Raw genomic sequence first — 15,407 nt, 5'->3', positions numbered from 1 at the left:
ACGCTCCAACCGGGTGGTCGCCCGGGGGCAGGCGACCACCCGCCCCTTCGACGCTGGCGCGAGTCAGTCGACTGCGGCCTGCCAGCTCCAGGAGGTGCGCTTCGCCCGGCCGGGCAGCTCACCACGGCCGGTCATCCAGAGCAGCACCTCGGGCGCCGCGCCGGGCGGGGCGTCCGGGAAGAGTCGCCGCAGCACCAGCGCGCTCAGGCGCTGCGGCGGCTGCCACGGCACGCCGAGACCGAGGGTGATGTCGTGGGTGTGCAGCAGTGTCTCGGCCACGCCCATGGCGGCGAAGCCGGCCGGATCGCACGCACCGAAGTGCCAGGCCCGCGCGTCCGGTGGGGCGGCGTCGACGGCGGCGGCGAGCAGACCGGCGCAGGCCCGCACCACGGTGAGCACCTGCGTCGGGCCCGCGTCGGGGGAGACCCGCAGGTCGTACGGCAGATAGCCGTCATCTGGGCGGCCGGTGACCTGGCCCGCGTACGCGAGGAGGTCGTGCGCGATGTGCGCCGCGGTGGTCCAGCAGCTCCAGGTCAGCGAGCCGGCCGGCACCGACCAGTCGCGTTCCCGGTGTGGCAGCAGCACCCGGGTCGCCTCGTCGGCTGCCTCCCGCAGGTCAGCGCCGGTCATCGCCGACACTGGCCAACCCCCCGGGCGGCGCCGGGCGTGGGATTCACGTCGTGGGTAAAGAAGTCGAGGCATGCAAGAATCCATCCTCGCATATGGGGGAGGCGAGCGGAGTGTTGCCCAACCTGGTGGTGGACACGACGGTGCTGCCCCCGGCGGACCGGTTCGCGTTCTGGTATGCCCTGGTCGCCCAGGAGACCGCGCCGGCGCACATCAGCAGCGGCCACCTGGACAACTTCGTGGCCTACGCACAGGCCATCGATCTCGGCCGCATTCGGATGACCTCGCTGCGCTACCCGTCGCTGGACGCGATCCGCCCTACCAAACTGGTTCGCAGCGCCGAAGGGGACGTGTACCAGCTCACGCTTCCACTGACCGGTCGCAGTACCCTGATCCAGGACCGCACCGAGTCCACGCTGGAACCCGGCAAGCACTTCACGCTCCTGGACCCCGCGCGGCGGCACGTCGCCCGGCATCGCGCGGACGGCCCCGGTCTCGCCACCACGATCACCGTGCAGATACCGCACGCGGCGCTGCCCCTGGCGCCGGACCGGCTCCGCCGCCTGCTGGCCACGCCGATGCCGTCGCACCTCGGCGTCGGCGGGCTGTTGGCCCACCACCTGCGCAGCATCGCGGCGCACCCGGAGCAGTTCGAGCCGGCCCAGGCCGAGATCCTGGGCGGGGTGGCGGTGGACCTGCTCACTGCCGCGCTCGCTCAGTACCTCGACATCGAGGACACCGTGTCACCGGAGGCGCGGCAAACCGCACTGCGGGCCCGGATCGTCGATTTCATCGACCGCCACCTCGACAGTGACGAGCTCAGCCCTCGCAGCGTCGCCGCCGCCCACCACATCTCGCCGCGATCGCTGCACCGCCTGTTCGAGGCGGAGGCGACGACGGTTGCCGAACTCATCCGCGCCAAGCGCCTGGAGCAGTGCCGGCGCGATCTCGGCAACCCGCTGCTGCGGCAGCCGATCCAGGTCATAGCCGCCCGTTGGGGTTTCCCGGACAAGGCCCACTTCAGCCGCCTCTTCCGTGCCCACTACGGACGTTCGCCACAGGAATACCGCACGGGCGTCGCTCGCCAGGATCGGTGACCCACCCGACCGACAGCTACCGCCGGCGGTCGGTCGGATCGTCCTCGACGAAGTCACGGACCGCGGCGCGGATGCTCTCGCCGTACGGGTCGTCCGGTAGCCGCACCAGGTGTTCGCGGGCTCGCGCGAGGTGCTCCCGGGCCGGGCCGACGTTGCCCAGGCGTCGGTGGCAGTCGGCCAGGTTGAGGTACAGCGACGGCAGGAACGCCTGGACCTGGAGTGAGGACAGATACCGCTGGGCGCGTTCGTCGGTCAGGTCGGACACGGCGGCCAGGGCACGCTCGTCCCAGGCCAGCTCCGCCTCGGTGGTGTCCTGAAGGTCGGCGAGGTAGTGCGCCAGGGTGCAGCGGTGCAGGGCGTCACCGGTGGGGCCGAGTTCGTCCCACAAGGCGGTGAGCAGTTCACGGGCCTGGGCGGGTGCGCCGCTCTGGCCGAGTTGTACGGCCTCGATGATGCGCGTCATGGTCGGGTCGGCGGTCGCCTGGTCGGTCATGTCGCTGATGGTCGGGCCTCAACCCGGTCGAGGGTCAAATCCCGGCCGCAACGTCTCAGCTCCGCGCCGGTGACCACCCGTCGGCGACGAACCGGGAGGCGTCGGCACCCTCGCCGGAGAAGAGCATGCCGTGCCGGTCCGCCGCTACGACCCGGTCGACGTAGACGCCACGCCCCTGGCCGGAGCCGTCGGTGCTGCTGCTGAACCGCAGGTGGGTGGCCTGATCGGGCAGCGCCACCGTGACCTGCCACCACACCCGACCCCCGTAGCCGGTGACCGTGCCGTCGGCGCTCCACCGGCGGGCGGCGTCGCGGAGCTGCATCGTCGCCGGCGCCCAGGTCTGACCACCGTCGGTGGAAACCTCGAATCGCGCGCTGTCGAAGCGGGGCTCGGTGTCGTACCAGAGCAGGAAGCTCGCCGCCCCGCCACTGCCGGGCCGACGCAGCGGCGCCGTGAGCGTGCTCGTCGCGGAGTCGCGTGGGTCGGCCCGCCAGGCGCTGGCCGAGCGCGGCCGTACCGGCATCGCCTCCGCGAGGTCACGCGTGACGGCCCGTCGGGCGACGTTGTTGCTGCCCCAGCCCCGGTCCGGGTGCACCCGGTTGCTGAGCATGACGACGAACGAGTGGGAGAGCGGGTCGATGACGATCGACGTTCCGGTGAAGCCGGTGTGCCCGAAGGCCACCGGAGAGGAGAGCCCCATCATGTACCAGTGCTTGTTCAGCTCAAAGCCGAGCCCGCGGTCGCTCTCCGGGTAGGCCGACTCGAGCGGCGCATTGTGATTGACCAGCATCGCGCGCACCGTCTCCGAGCGCAGGATCCGCCGGCCGCGGTATTCGCCGCCGTTGAGCAGTGACTGGCAGAGCACGGCCAGGTCCGCGGCCGTGGAGAAGACCCCGGCGTGCCCGGCCACCCCGCCCAGCGACCACGCGTTCTCGTCGTGCACCTCACCCCACACCATGCCGCGTCCGGCGTACGGCTGGTATTCGGTCGCGGCGATCCGCGACCGCCGCTCCGGCCCCGGGTTGTAGCCCGTGTCGGTCATGCCCAGCGGCCCGGTCACGCCGTCGCGGACCAGGTCGGCCAACGGCCGACCGGTTACCCGCTCCAGCAGGACGCCCAGCGCGATCAGCCCCAGGTCGGAGTAGACGTACTGGCTACCGGGCGTTGCCCCGGTGGTGAGCGGCGTGGCGAGCGCGGCGGCGAATCGCTCGGCCGGGGTCGGGTACCTGCTCCACAGTGGTGCGAAAGCGGGCAGACCCGATGTGTGGGTGAGCAGCATCCGCACGGTGACCGCCGCCTTGCCGCCGGCGGCGAACTCCGGGACGTACCGGACGACCGGCGTGTCCAGCTCCACCCGCCCCCGCTCCACCTGCTGCATGGCGACGATCGTGGTGAACAGTTTCGACACCGACGCCAGGTCGAAGATGGTGTCGCGCCGGGTCGGGATCTGCTGGTCGGCGGGGAGTTCCACACCGACCAGGTCGGGCGGTGGCCCAACTGCGGAGTACTTCACCGCGCTGCCCACGGCGGCGTGCTCAACGATCACACCGTCCTTGGCGGCCAGGACCACCGCGCCGGCGTACGCCGGGTAGCCGGGGTGCTCCGGGGTCGGCTGGAGATACGCCGCCAGGTCGGTGGGCAGGCGATCCACCTGGTCGGGGAGCAGTCCGACCTGGTGGGCGCTGCCGCGGCGCAGCGTGTCGTGACGGAACTGGATGTCGGCGGGGGTGACGGTCGGCGGGCCGGACGAGGGCGACGCTGCCACCCCGGTGGCGGGCAGCGTCGTGCCCGCGACCACCAGGGCCAGGCCGAGCGCGAGTGAACGGAGCGGACGACGGACCGACCTGGTCATGACCGCACTCCTCAGTAGAGCAGGTAGGGCCGGCGGCGCCGGTTGAAGGTGGCCAACTCCTCGGCCCAGGCGTCGACGACGTCGTCGACGTCGGCTCCGGCATCGATCTGGGTACGCAGCCGCGGCGAACCGGTGAGCTTGTCGATCCAGTACGGGCGCACGGTGTCCCACGAGTCGCGTCGCCAGGCGAACGCCGGGTACCTGTGCGCCTCCACGAGCATGGCCACGCCGGTGCGGATCGGGTCGTACACCGCCGGGTCGACGACCTTGACCTCGACGCCGGCGCAGAGCTTGTTGAGCAGGTCCGGCTTCTGCCCGGCCGCGGTCGGCGAGAAGTACGCCTCGCGGAACTCGACCCCGGGCAGATTCCGGGCGTTGAGCCGGTCACCCCAGTGGTGGTCGAAGTCCGTCGCCAGCCCGCCGATCAGCTCGAACGGGCGGCACGTGCCGCGCCCCTCGGTGATCGAGGCGACACCCTCGAACAGCCCGGTGCCCGGGTAGACCAGAGCGGTGTCAGGGGTGGGCATGTTCGGGCTGGGCATCACCCAGGGCACGCCGGTGTCGGCGGCGAGGGCGTCGCGCTTCCAGTGCCGGCACCGCACCACGTGCAGGTCGACCGGTCGTCCCGCCTCGGCCGGCAGGAACGTGGCGTTGAAGAACCGGGCCAGCTCTCCGACGGTCATCCCGTGCTGCTGAATGATCTCCTTGAGACCCACTCCCGAGGTGTACGGGCTGGTCATCATCGGCCCGTAGGCCCGCCCGCCGATCGGGTTGGGCCGGTCCAGCACGACGTAGCGTTTGCCGACCCGGGCCGCGGCGACCATCGAGGTGTACATCGTCCAGATGTAGGTATAGAAGCGGACTCCGACGTCCTGGATGTCGAAGACCACCGTGTCCACCCCGGCCTCGGTGAACATCGCTTCCCACCGGGCCTGCGAGGCGCCATACGCGTCGTACACCGGGATGCCGGTGCGTGCGTCGACGCCGGTTCCCTCGCTGCCACCGGCCTGGGCGGAGCCGCGGAAGCCGTGCTCGGGGCCGAACGCCGCGACCAGTTGCACCCGACCGGAGCCGTGCATCAGGTCGACGAGATGCCGGTAGGACGCATCGACGCCGGTCGGGTTGGAGATGACGCCCACGCGCTGACCGTCGAGTTCGGCGAACCCGGACGACACCAGTTCGTCGAGGCCGGTGCGGACCCGACGGTCACGGGAGTTGGCCGCCGCCGGTCCGACACCGAGCGTCCCCGCCCCCAGCGCGCCCGCACCGACCGCGCCGACCAGGAAATTCCTCCGCTGCATGCTTGCCTCCTACCAGCTCAGGCCGTGGCCGTAGGGGTAGAGCACGGAGCCCGCCCCCTCGGCCGTGGGGATCGTGACGGGCAGCCGTCCGCTCGGGGACAGTTCGCCGTGCAGCGCGCGGACGAGGGCGTCCATCGCCGCGCGGGTGTACGAGTACGTCGCCAGGTAGGTGGTGACACCCGGCAGGTACGCGATGTCGTACGGGTCGCGGACGGCCACGACGACCACGGGTTTCCCGGCGCCGAGCAGCGCCGCGACGAGGCGCTGCTGGGTGGCTCGCGGGTCGGTGACGGCGGTGTCCCACGCCTTGTTCACGAGCACGACGGTGAGGTCGTGCTCGGCGGCCTGGCTCGCCGTGGCGGTGATCGTCGCGTCGGAGGGCAGCGTCGCCGGTCGGGCGGTGACGCGGGCACCACGCGTGGTGAATCCGGCGGCGACCGTCGCGACCGGGGCGAAGGCGGCGCTGTCCCAGCCGGTGATCAGGACCGACCGGTCGGCGTGGGGCAGGGGCAGCACTCCGGCATCGTTGCGGACGGCGGTGAGCGTCGGGTCGGTGACCTGGGTGACGGCGGCGAGGTGCTCCGGAGCGCCGACGGTCCGGACGGCCTTCTCGACGTCGACCAGCGGCGAGCGGGCGAGTCCCTGGCGATACTTCACGCCGAGGATGCGCCGGACCGACTCGTCGATCCGACGCTCGGTGAGCTCGCCGGTGGCGACGGCCCGCAGCACCGCGTCCCGCGCCAGCGCGAGATTCGGCGGCATCAGGAGCTGGTCGGCGCCGGCCTTGAGCGCCAGTACGGGCACCCGCTCGTCGCCGTACTTCGCCCGCACGCCAGCCATGTTCAGCGCGTCGGTGACGATGACGCCCCGGAAACCGAGCTCACCGCGCAGCACGCCGGTGAGGATCGTCGGCGACAAGGTCGCGGGGTCGCCGGACGGGTCGAGCGCCGGGACCACGATGTGCGCGGTCATGATCGTGTCGACACCAGCGCGGATGGCACGCTTGAACGGCGGCGCGTCGATCCGATCCCACTCGGCGCGGCTGTGGTTGATCACCGGGAGACCGGTGTGGCTGTCGGTGGCCGTGTCGCCGTGCCCGGGGAAGTGCTTCGCCACGGCGGTCACTCCGGCCCGGTCCTGGAAACCGGTGACCTGGGCGGCGGTGAGGTCGGCCACGAGGGTGGGGTCGGCGCCGAAGGACCGCACGCCGATCACCGGGTTGCCCGGGTTGACGTTGACGTCGGCGATCGGCGCGTACGGCTGTTGGATGCCAACGGCGCGCAGCTCGCGTCCGGTGACCTCCGCCGCCGTCCGGGCGGCCCGGGGCGACCGCCCCGCGCCCAGCGCCATCGACCCGGGGAACTGAGCGGCGGGGGAGGGCATTCGCACCACCGCGCCCTGCTCCTGGTCGGTGGAGATGAGCAGTGGCACCCTGCCCTTTGCCCCGTCGCCACGGGCAGCCCGCTGCAGTCCATTGGAGAGCGTCGCGATCTGCCGAGGGCTGTCCAGGTTGTGCGACCAGGAGAAGTAGCAGACGCCGCCCAGGTGGTACCGCTCGATCACCTCGGCCGGTGTCTCCACACCGAAGGCGGCGAGGTTCGCGGTCCGGTCCGCGGCGCTGGGGTCCGTGGCGTCACCGCCGTAGACGTAGGTGGCGAAGAGTTGTCCGACCTTCTGTTCCAGGCTCATGTGTCGCAGCGTCGACGTGACCCAGCCGTGCTCGGCGGTCGATGGGCGCACCGGCGTGGCGGCCTGGGCAGGCAGGGAAGCGAGGGTGGCCGCCAGTGTGGCCGCCAGGGCTGTCGCGGTAACGAGTCGGGTCTGCATAGACGCCTCTCAGTCCGGGTGGCTGAAACTTAGCTACACGTCAGCCGCCCGTCAAGAAGACAACCTACAGATTGCCGCTGGCCGACACGGGAGGCCCCGGGAGAGTGCTCGCACCGCCGCGAAAGGACACTCATCGCAGAGTTTGGAATTTACAAAGCCCTGCTCGAATCTTGCAGAGCGCTGTTCGTTTTCGTAAACTGCCGTGGTGAGCGAGCACTCTTTGGTCGAGGCGAGCAATCTGACCAAGATCTATCCGCCACGCGGGTCCACAGCGGAGTTCCGCGCGGTCGACGGCATTGACTTCGCGGTCGAGCGGGGGGAGTCCTTCGGGCTTCTGGGTCCCAACGGCGCCGGCAAGTCCACCACCATGCGGATGATCGCCGCCACGTCGCCGATCAGCGGTGGCAGCCTGCGCGTGCTGGGCATGGACCCGATGAGACAGGGGCCGGAGATCCGCGCCCGGCTGGGCGTCGTCACGCAGGACGACTACCTGGACAACGAGCTCACCGTGCGGGAGAACCTGCACATCTACGGGCGATACTTCGGCCTGTCGCGGGCCGTCATCCGGGACCGCGCGACCCGACTGCTCGACTTCGCCCAGCTGCAGGAGAAAGCCGGCGACCAGGTCGAGACGCTCTCCGGCGGCATGCGGCGGCGGCTTACCATCGCCCGCTCCCTGATCAACGAACCGGACATCCTGCTGCTCGACGAGCCGACCACCGGCCTCGACCCGCAGGCCCGACACATCCTGTGGGACCGGCTCTTCCAGCTCAAACAGCAGGGCGTCACGCTCATCCTCACCACGCACTACATGGACGAGGCCGAGCAACTCTGCGACCGGCTCATCGTGGTCGACCACGGCCGCATCGTCGCGCAGGGCTCACCCCGGGAACTGATCACCAGGCACGCCACCCGGGAGGTTCTCGAACTCCGCTTCCGCCTCGACGAACGCGACACCGCGGCGGAGAAACTGCGGACGTCGGTGCTGGCCACCGGCGGCACCGACGCCGAGGGCCGCGTCGAACTGCTCCCCGACCGGGTGCTCGTCTACACCGCCGACGGCGAGGCGGCCCTCGCCACCGTGCACGCCATGTCGCTCACGCCGCTCACCGCACTGGTCCGCCGCGCGACGTTGGAGGACGTGTTCCTCAAGCTCACCGGCCGATCGCTCATCGAGTAGCAGGAGAGCTCACTGGTGTTTCGTGTATTCGGGTACTGGTTGACGCGCTACCGGCGTACCTGGCGGGGCTCGATCGTGATCAACGTGCTGAACCCGTTGCTGTTCCTCATCGGCATCGGTGCCGGGCTGGGCGCCCTCGTCGACGACAACGCGCCCGCCCAGATCGCCGGCGTCTCCTACGCGGCGTTCTTCGCCCCGGGCATGCTGGCCGCCGCCGCGATGCAGAACGCGTTCCTGGAAGGGGCCGCGGGGGTCGCCCGGGCTGCCGGCTTCGGGGCTTACCGGAGTGCCACACCGACACCGCTGAGGCCGGAGCAGCTCGCCGCCGGGCACCTGCTCTTCATCACCTTCCGGGTGCTCATCGCCAGCGGCGCCTTCATCGTGGTGATGGCCGCGTTCGGGTTGATCGGGGGATGGTGGGCCCTCGGCGCCCTGCTCGGCGCGACGCTGACCGGGGTCGCGTTCGCGGCACCCGCCGCCGCGTGGGCGGTCGGTGTACGCAAGCTGCGCCACATCGACACGGTGTTCCGCTTCGTCATCATGCCGCTCTACATGTTCTCCGGTACGTTCTTCGCCGTCTCGCAGCTACCCGAGTGGATCCGACCGGTGTCCTACCTGCTGCCGCTGTGGCACGGGGTGGAGCTGTGCCGCACCCTCAGCCTCGGCACGGCGACGATCACCGGCAGCTCGGTCCACATCGGCTACCTGCTGGCACTCGCCATCGGCGGCTTCCTGGTCGCTCGGGTCACCTACCGCCGACGGTTGCACCCGTGACGGCCCACGCCCAGAGCCCCGTGGAGGCACCATGACCACCGTCGCCGTACCCGCTTGGACGAGACGCCGGGCCCTGGCGCTCATCGAACGCAACTTCATGATCTACCGCCGGTCGGTCACGCCGCTGCTCAACGCGCTCGTCGAACCGATCCTGTACCTGCTGTCGATCGGCGTCGGCGTCGGGATGCTCGTCGGCACGGTCCCCGGCGTGGATGTCCCGTACGCCGCCTACGTGGCCCCGGCGATCCTGGCGACCACGGCGATGAACACGGCGTTCAACCAGACGAGCTTCGGTGTGTTCATCCGGATGAGGGTCGAGAAGACCTACGAGGCGATCCTGCCGACACCGCTCTCCGTCACCGACATCGCCGTCGGCGAGGTGACCAGCGCGATGATCAACGGGCTGCTGACGTCGATCGGATTCCTCACCCTCATGGCCGCCGGTGGGCTGGTCACGTCGCCCTGGGTGCTGCTGGCCCTACCAGCGTCTGTGCTGATCTCGTACGCGTTCGCCGCCGGCGGCCTGGCCGTCACGACGTACCTGCGCGACTTCCCCGACTTCCAGTACATCCAGCTCTTCATGCTGCCGATGTACCTGTTCGCGACGACGTTCTATCCCCTGTCGGTCTACCCGGAGGCGGTGCGGCCCCTGATCCAGGCGCTGCCGCTCTACCACAGCATCGAGCTGGTCCGGGAACCCGCGTTGGGCCACCTCGGCTGGGAACTGCTGATCCCGGTGGCCTACCTCGTCGCGTTCGGCTCGATCGCCATGTATGTCGCCACTCGTCGGATGACCCGGGCGATGCTGCGCTGACGACCGCCGCGTCCTCGACCCCTCATCGCTGGGCGACGATGGCCTCCAGCGCCGTGCGGACGGGGACCGGGCGGCGGCCGATGACTGTCTCCAGCGTCGGATCGGTCACGGCAAACTCCTTCTCTCGCGCCGCGCGGTACATGCCGAGAGTGAAGTCGGCCGCCGCCGCGGGCATGCCTCGCTCGATGGCGGCCGCCCGCCACTCGTCGTCCTCCGCGACGACACGTTCGACGGTGCGGCCCGTGATGTCGCTGAGGAGAGCGGCCACCGCTTCGAGGTCGAGCATCTCCGACGCGGTCAGCGGTGCCGTTACCCCGTCCAGTACGCCGTCCTCGGTGAGGGCGACGGCTGCGGCCTCGGCCAGGTCGGCGTGCGCGGTCCAGGACACCGGGCCGTCCGCCGGCGCCACGAGTTGCCCGGTCTCCAGCGCCGCGCCGATGGAGAAGCTGAGTGCGCTCGCGTAGAACCCGTTGCGCAGGGCGGTGAAGGGAACCCCCAGGCCGGCCAGGTGCTCCTCCGTCGCCGCGTGCGTGGGCTGGGCGGCGAAGAGCGAGTCCCGGGAGGCGGCCTGGTGGCTGGTGTAGAGGACTCGATTGGCGCCCGCGGCGCGGGCGGCGTCGATGGCGGCGCGGTTCGCGACGAACGCGCCAGGGCCGCGGATGGCGGCGGAGACGATGAGGACCTTGTCGGCACCCTCGAAGGCGTGCCCCAGCGTGGCCGGGTCGGTGAAGTCCGCGGGGCGCACCCGCACACCCCGCCCGGCGAGGCCGGCGGCCCTGTCGACGTCGCGCACGCTCACACCCACGGCGTCGGGTGGCAGCCGGTCGAGCAGCCGCTCAACGATCTGAGACCCGAGCTGACCAGTGGCACCGGTGACGACGATCATGATGAACACTCCCTTGTTTCCGACGTTACGCCGTTGACGTTAGCACTGATATTTCATGGTTAACAAGTCGCTGTTAGCATCGGTTCATGGTGACGACGCAGGACACCCGCGACGACGTCCGTGCAGGCATCGTCGCGGCAGCGACCCAACTGCTGCGTGACAAGGGCGCGAACGCGGTGACGACGCGCGCCGTCGCCCAGGCCGCGGGCGTGCAGGCGCCGACCATCTATCGCTTGTTCGGCGACAAGGACGGCCTCATCGACGCCGTCGCCGAGCACGTCATGGCCACCTACGTCAGCGGCAAATCGGTCGCAGCGGCCGGCGCGACGGGCGACCCGGTCGCGGACCTGCGCGCCGGATGGCGCGCGCACGTGGAGTTCGGCCTGACAAACCCCGAGCTGTACGCGCTGATCGCCACGCGGGGGAGCGGCGCACCCTCGCCAGCAACGGTCGCCGGCCTCGACGTGCTCCGTCGTCGCGTCCGGCGACTCGCCGCAGCCGGCCTGCTTCGGGTCGACGAGGAGCGCGCGCTCGGGATGATCCACTCTGCGGGCAACGGAACCATCCTCACGCTGCTGGGAACGCCCGCCGATCAGCGCGACCTCGGTCTGGGCGAGGCCATGCTCGATGCCGTGCTCACCGGCATCCTGGCGACAACTCCGGTAACACCCGACACCACCGCGAACGCGGTAGCGGTGACCTTCGCGACGGTGTTGCCCGACCTCCCGGGGCTCACCGCCGCCGAACGCGCGCTGATGGCCGAGTGGCTCCACCGATCGCTGACTCACCCGAAGCCGTGATCACGCGGCGAGGAAACGGCTCGACGGATCGCGCTGGGGGAGATAGCTTGCAGGTGACCGCGACACCGCCCGAGGAGGTGAGACCCATGAACGTTGTAGCGATGTGGGTGCTCCCCCTTGCCGTCACGGTCGGGCGATTGACGTAGGTGTCGCCGGGAGCGCCTTGCCAACACGGCACTCCCGAGAGGCAACACCTATGCACCCTCCGCAATTCACCGCCGAGCCGCCGTCGACCGATCGCACGCCCCGCACGTACGACGTGATCATTGCCGGGTGCGGGCCGACCGGTGCGATGCTCGCCGCCGAACTGCGACTGCACGACGTACGGGTCCTCGTTCTGGAGAAGGAGACCGAGCCGGCGTCGGCCGTCCGCATTGTCGGCCTGCACATCCGCAGTCTCGAACTGATGGCGATGCGCGGGCTGCTGGACCGCATCCTCCCGCACGGGCGGCAGCGTCCGGCCAGCGCCTTCTTCGCCGCCATCGCCAAGCCCGCGCCCAAGGGCCTGGATTCCCGGTACGCCTATCTGCTGGGTATTCCGCAGCCGGTCATCGAACGTCTGCTCGAAGAACGCGCCATCGAACTGGGTGCGCAGGTCCGGCGCGGTTGCGCGGTCGCCGGTCTCGAGCAGGACGACGAGGGTGTGACCGTCGAACTGGCCGACGGGGAACAGCTGCGTTCGCGCTATCTCGTCGGTTGTGACGGCGGGCGCAGCACGGTGCGCAAACTGCTCGGCGTCGGCTTTCCCGGCGAGCCCGCACGGACCGAGAGCCTGATGGGCGAGATGGAAGTGGGCGTCCCGCCGGAGGAGATCGCCGTCACGGTGGCCGAGATCCGCGAGACCCATCAGCGATTCTGGCTCCGGCCCGCGGGCGTCGGGGTCTACAGCGTCCTGGTGCCCGCCGCCGGGGTCAGCGACCGCGCCGAACCGCCCACCCTTGAGGACTTCAAACACCAGTTGCGCGCCATCGCCGGGACCGACTTCGGCGTGCACTCCGCGCGCTGGTTGTCCCGCTTCGGCGATGCCACCCGGCTGGCCGAACGTTATCGGGTCGACCGGGTTCTGCTGGCCGGCGACGCGGCGCACATCCATCCGCCCATCGGCGGACAGGGCCTCAACCTGGGCGTTCAGGACGCATTCAACCTCGGCTGGAAACTGGCCGCGCGGATCCGCGGCTGGGCGCCGCAGGCCCTGCTGGACACCTACCAGGCCGAACGCCGTCCGGTCGCCGAGGCGGTGCTGGACAACACCCGAGCCCAGACGGAGCTGCTGTCCACCGAACCGGGCGCACAGGCCGTGCGCAGGCTGCTCACCGAGCTGATGGACTTCGACGAGGTGAACCTCCACCTGCTCGAGAAGATCACCGCCATCGGCATCCGCTACGACTTCGGCACGGGGCCCGACCTGCTCGGTCGCCGCCTGCCCGACGTGGACGTGAAACAGGGCCACCTCTACGGTTTGCTGCACCGCGGCCGCGGCCTACTGCTGGACCGCACCGAACGCCTCACCGTTGGCGGCTGGTCAGACCGGGTCGACTACCTCGCGGACCCCACTGCGGCAGTGGACGTTCCGGGCGTCCTGCTCCGCCCCGACGGCCACGTCGCCTGGATCGGCGACGACCAGCGGGACTTGGACGACCACCTCTCCCGCTGGTTCGGCAGGCCCGCCCACTGATCTCGGCTCCTCAGGGCCTGTCGGTAAGAAGCAGTCGCCATGCTGGCAGCGGCGAGGCCTGCCGACGCGCCGGCAGACGGCCAGATCGCCGTCTGCCGGCGCGTCACCACTGATCCAGCACTGGATCGATCGCCTTGTTGATGCTGGCAGACTGATCACGTGACAGGTCTGACCGCCGAACTCGTGGTCGATGGTCGTGGTCCGCAGACCCCGGCGCTCGCCCCGAACGGGCGCCTGCTCTGCTACGTCCTCGCTCCCATCAGCCGGACCGGTGACCACCTCGACACCGAACTCTGGCTCGTACACACCGATGGCGCCGTCGCGTCTCGCCGGGCGACCGCCGACACCGCGACCGAGTCCCGGCCACGCTGGTCGGCCGACTCGGAGACGCTGTTCTTCCTGTCCGACCGCGCCGACCGCGGCACCCCGCAACTGCACGGGCTCACCCTCGCCGACGGCACGATGACCACGTTGACCAGCTGGCGCGCCGGCGTCATCGACCACCTGCCGCTCACCGACCCCAACCTGGTCGCCCTACTCGCCGAGGACGAACCCACCGAGCAGGACACCTGCCGTGCCCGCGACCGCGACGACGCCATTGTCGTGGGCGAGCGCGAACCAGGTGCCCGGTTGCGCCTGCTCGACCTGCGCACCGGCCGGGTCACCACCCCGAAGGCGTTCGCTGACCGGCACGTCGTGGAACTGCGGCAACGTCCCGACGGCGGCCCACTTGCCGTGCTGACCTGGGCCAGCGCCGACAACGACTACGGCCCGCGCACCGGCCAACTTCACCTGTTCGACCCCAGGGCCGGGACCGCGGAGGACCTCGGACCGGTCGGGGTCGACGCACGATCTCTCGCCTGGTGGCCGGGCGGGAACGGGTGGCACCTCGGTTACATCGCGCTCACCCCACCGGTTCTGCAGGCCGGCACCGCTGTGTTCGACCTGGCCGTGGACAGCGGCGTCCTGCGCAACCGCACCGCTGGTCTCCCGATGTGCCCCACCGACCTTCGCCAGACCGACGCCGCCCCGCTGGTGGTGTTCGCCGACGGCCTGAACACGACCCTGGCCCGGCTCGACCCCACCGACCTCACGACCCTGTCGCATCACCCCGGACGCCTCGACAACCTCACCACCACCCCTGCCGGCGACGAGATCGCGGTGCTCACCGGCACCCGCTATCAGCCCCCGAACGTGCACATCGGAGCGCCAGCCGGGTCGCTGCGAAGAATCACCAACACCCGGCCGGAGCTGGACGGCGTCGCACTCGGCACGCAACAACCGCTGGCCTACCGCGCCGCCGACGGCCTCGACCTGGACGGCTTGCTCGTACTGCCGGTCGGAAGAACCGCATCGGAGGGCCCGTTCCCGCTGGTCACGATCGTGCACGGAGGCCCGTACGATCGCTACGCCGATCGTTGCCAGTTGTTCTGGTTCCCCAGCGCGCAGTGGCTGGCCGCCGCCGGCTACGCGGTGTTGCTGCCCAACCCACGCGGCGGCCAGGGCCATGGCCACCAGTTCGCCGCCAGCGTCGCCGGGCGGGTCGGCCAGCAGGAGTGGACCGACATCCAGAGCGGCATCGACCTGCTCGTCGCCGAGGGCATCGCCGACCCTGACCGGCTGGGCATCGCTGGCTGGAGCCACGGCGGCTTCATGTCCGCCTGGGCCGTCGGCCAGACCGACCGCTTCCGCGCCGCGCTGGTCGGCGCCGGCGTCATTGACTGGGGCATGCTCGCCGCGACCGGGGAGAACGGCCAGTTCGAAGCCGCGCTCGGCGGCAGCACCGGCTGGTCCGGCATCGGCCCACACCCACATGACGCGGTCAGCCCGATCTCCTTCGCCGGCCACATCCGCGCTCCAGTGCTCATCTTGCACGGCGCCGAGGACACCAACGTCCCTCTCGGACAGGCCGTATACCTCCACCGGGCGCTGCGCCACTTCGACGTCGAGCACGAGTTCGTGATCTACCCGAGAGAGGGCCACTCGATCCGGGAACGCCACCACCAACTCGACGTCCTGCGCCGGACCCGCGCCTGGTTTGATCGCTGGCTCCGGGCCTGACCGAACCGTAGAACTGCGCC

At 70.6% G+C, this 15,407-nt stretch carries 13 protein-coding genes; 7 read left to right on the top strand and 6 right to left on the bottom strand.

Annotation, left to right across the window (positions count from 1 at the left end):
- Positions 1-63: 63 nt before the first annotated feature.
- Positions 64-630, bottom strand: coding sequence for a maleylpyruvate isomerase N-terminal domain-containing protein (locus tag ACQRWP_RS11230; RefSeq protein ID WP_430502172.1), 567 nt, complete (start codon positions 628-630; stop codon positions 64-66).
- 92 nt (positions 631-722) lie between these two features.
- Between ACQRWP_RS11230 and ACQRWP_RS11225 the strand changes: the two genes are divergently transcribed.
- Positions 723-1,724: a helix-turn-helix domain-containing protein gene (locus tag ACQRWP_RS11225; protein WP_430502171.1), complete on the top strand. Its 1,002-nt coding sequence runs from the start codon at positions 723-725 to the stop codon at positions 1,722-1,724.
- 16 nt (positions 1,725-1,740) lie between these two features.
- On the opposite strand, the gene ACQRWP_RS11220 is transcribed toward ACQRWP_RS11225, so the two are convergent.
- From ACQRWP_RS11220 to ACQRWP_RS11205, 4 genes are read right to left on the bottom strand one after another with little or no spacing between them, the layout of a single operon-like run.
- The gene (locus tag ACQRWP_RS11220) at positions 1,741-2,217 is read right to left on the bottom strand and encodes a hypothetical protein (RefSeq protein ID WP_238678045.1); all 477 of its coding nucleotides are present in this window, start codon (positions 2,215-2,217) and stop codon (positions 1,741-1,743) included.
- 55 nt (positions 2,218-2,272) lie between these two features.
- Complete coding sequence (locus ACQRWP_RS11215) at positions 2,273-4,069, bottom strand: serine hydrolase (RefSeq protein ID WP_430502170.1); 1,797 nt, start codon at positions 4,067-4,069, stop codon at positions 2,273-2,275.
- Positions 4,070-4,080: 11 nt separating this feature from the next.
- A complete protein-coding gene (locus tag ACQRWP_RS11210; protein WP_430502169.1) occupies positions 4,081-5,370 on the bottom strand; it encodes an exo-beta-N-acetylmuramidase NamZ family protein in 1,290 nt (429 codons plus the stop codon).
- 9 nt (positions 5,371-5,379) lie between these two features.
- Positions 5,380-7,197, bottom strand: coding sequence for a glycoside hydrolase family 3 protein (locus ACQRWP_RS11205; protein ID WP_430502168.1), 1,818 nt, complete (start codon positions 7,195-7,197; stop codon positions 5,380-5,382).
- A gap of 220 nt (positions 7,198-7,417) precedes the next feature.
- Here ACQRWP_RS11205 and ACQRWP_RS11200 point away from each other — a divergent pair, with 220 nt between their 5' ends.
- From ACQRWP_RS11200 to ACQRWP_RS11190, 3 genes are read left to right on the top strand one after another with little or no spacing between them, the layout of a single operon-like run.
- Positions 7,418-8,377, top strand: a complete 960-nt coding sequence (locus tag ACQRWP_RS11200; RefSeq protein ID WP_430503183.1) for an ABC transporter ATP-binding protein — start codon at positions 7,418-7,420, stop codon at positions 8,375-8,377.
- A 15-nt stretch (positions 8,378-8,392) separates the two neighbouring features.
- Positions 8,393-9,151: an ABC transporter permease gene (locus tag ACQRWP_RS11195; protein ID WP_430502167.1), complete on the top strand. Its 759-nt coding sequence runs from the start codon at positions 8,393-8,395 to the stop codon at positions 9,149-9,151.
- A gap of 31 nt (positions 9,152-9,182) precedes the next feature.
- On the top strand, positions 9,183-9,965 hold the full coding sequence (locus ACQRWP_RS11190) for an ABC transporter permease (RefSeq protein ID WP_430502166.1): 783 nt from the start codon (positions 9,183-9,185) through the stop codon (positions 9,963-9,965).
- 22 nt (positions 9,966-9,987) lie between these two features.
- Here ACQRWP_RS11190 and ACQRWP_RS11185 read toward each other — a convergent pair whose 3' ends face one another.
- Positions 9,988-10,851 carry an NAD(P)H-binding protein gene (locus ACQRWP_RS11185; protein WP_430502165.1) on the bottom strand — a complete coding sequence of 288 codons (864 nt, stop codon included), beginning with the start codon at positions 10,849-10,851 and terminating at the stop codon, positions 9,988-9,990.
- An 86-nt stretch (positions 10,852-10,937) separates the two neighbouring features.
- On the opposite strand from ACQRWP_RS11185, the gene ACQRWP_RS11180 reads away from it, so the two are divergent.
- The 3 genes from ACQRWP_RS11180 (at position 10,938) to ACQRWP_RS11170 (ending at position 15,387) form a co-directional block, all read left to right on the top strand.
- Positions 10,938-11,651 carry a TetR/AcrR family transcriptional regulator gene (locus tag ACQRWP_RS11180; protein ID WP_430502164.1) on the top strand — a complete coding sequence of 238 codons (714 nt, stop codon included), beginning with the start codon at positions 10,938-10,940 and terminating at the stop codon, positions 11,649-11,651.
- 292 nt (positions 11,652-11,943) lie between these two features.
- The gene (locus ACQRWP_RS11175; protein WP_430502163.1) at positions 11,944-13,326 is read left to right on the top strand and encodes an FAD-dependent monooxygenase; all 1,383 of its coding nucleotides are present in this window, start codon (positions 11,944-11,946) and stop codon (positions 13,324-13,326) included.
- 159 nt (positions 13,327-13,485) lie between these two features.
- Complete coding sequence (locus ACQRWP_RS11170) at positions 13,486-15,387, top strand: S9 family peptidase (RefSeq protein WP_430502162.1); 1,902 nt, start codon at positions 13,486-13,488, stop codon at positions 15,385-15,387.
- Positions 15,388-15,407: the final 20 nt, after the last annotated feature.

This window comes from Micromonospora trifolii, assembly GCF_050516465.1.
Lineage (GTDB): Bacteria > Actinomycetota > Actinomycetes > Mycobacteriales > Micromonosporaceae > Micromonospora > Micromonospora trifolii.
This window is presented reverse-complemented; position numbering and strand designations above follow the sequence as displayed.

Coding starts and splice junctions, on each gene's coding strand:
- ACQRWP_RS11230 (WP_430502172.1), bottom strand. CDS start 630: ATGACCGGCGCTGACCTGCGGGAGGCAGCCGACGAGGCGACCCGGGTG.
- ACQRWP_RS11225 (WP_430502171.1), top strand. CDS start 723: ATGGGGGAGGCGAGCGGAGTGTTGCCCAACCTGGTGGTGGACACGACG.
- ACQRWP_RS11220 (WP_238678045.1), bottom strand. CDS start 2,217: ATGACCGACCAGGCGACCGCCGACCCGACCATGACGCGCATCATCGAG.
- ACQRWP_RS11215 (WP_430502170.1), bottom strand. CDS start 4,069: ATGACCAGGTCGGTCCGTCGTCCGCTCCGTTCACTCGCGCTCGGCCTG.
- ACQRWP_RS11210 (WP_430502169.1), bottom strand. CDS start 5,370: ATGCAGCGGAGGAATTTCCTGGTCGGCGCGGTCGGTGCGGGCGCGCTG.
- ACQRWP_RS11205 (WP_430502168.1), bottom strand. CDS start 7,197: ATGCAGACCCGACTCGTTACCGCGACAGCCCTGGCGGCCACACTGGCG.
- ACQRWP_RS11190 (WP_430502166.1), top strand. CDS start 9,183: ATGACCACCGTCGCCGTACCCGCTTGGACGAGACGCCGGGCCCTGGCG.
- ACQRWP_RS11185 (WP_430502165.1), bottom strand. CDS start 10,851: ATGATCGTCGTCACCGGTGCCACTGGTCAGCTCGGGTCTCAGATCGTT.
- ACQRWP_RS11180 (WP_430502164.1), top strand. CDS start 10,938: ATGGTGACGACGCAGGACACCCGCGACGACGTCCGTGCAGGCATCGTC.
- ACQRWP_RS11175 (WP_430502163.1), top strand. CDS start 11,944: ATGCTCGCCGCCGAACTGCGACTGCACGACGTACGGGTCCTCGTTCTG.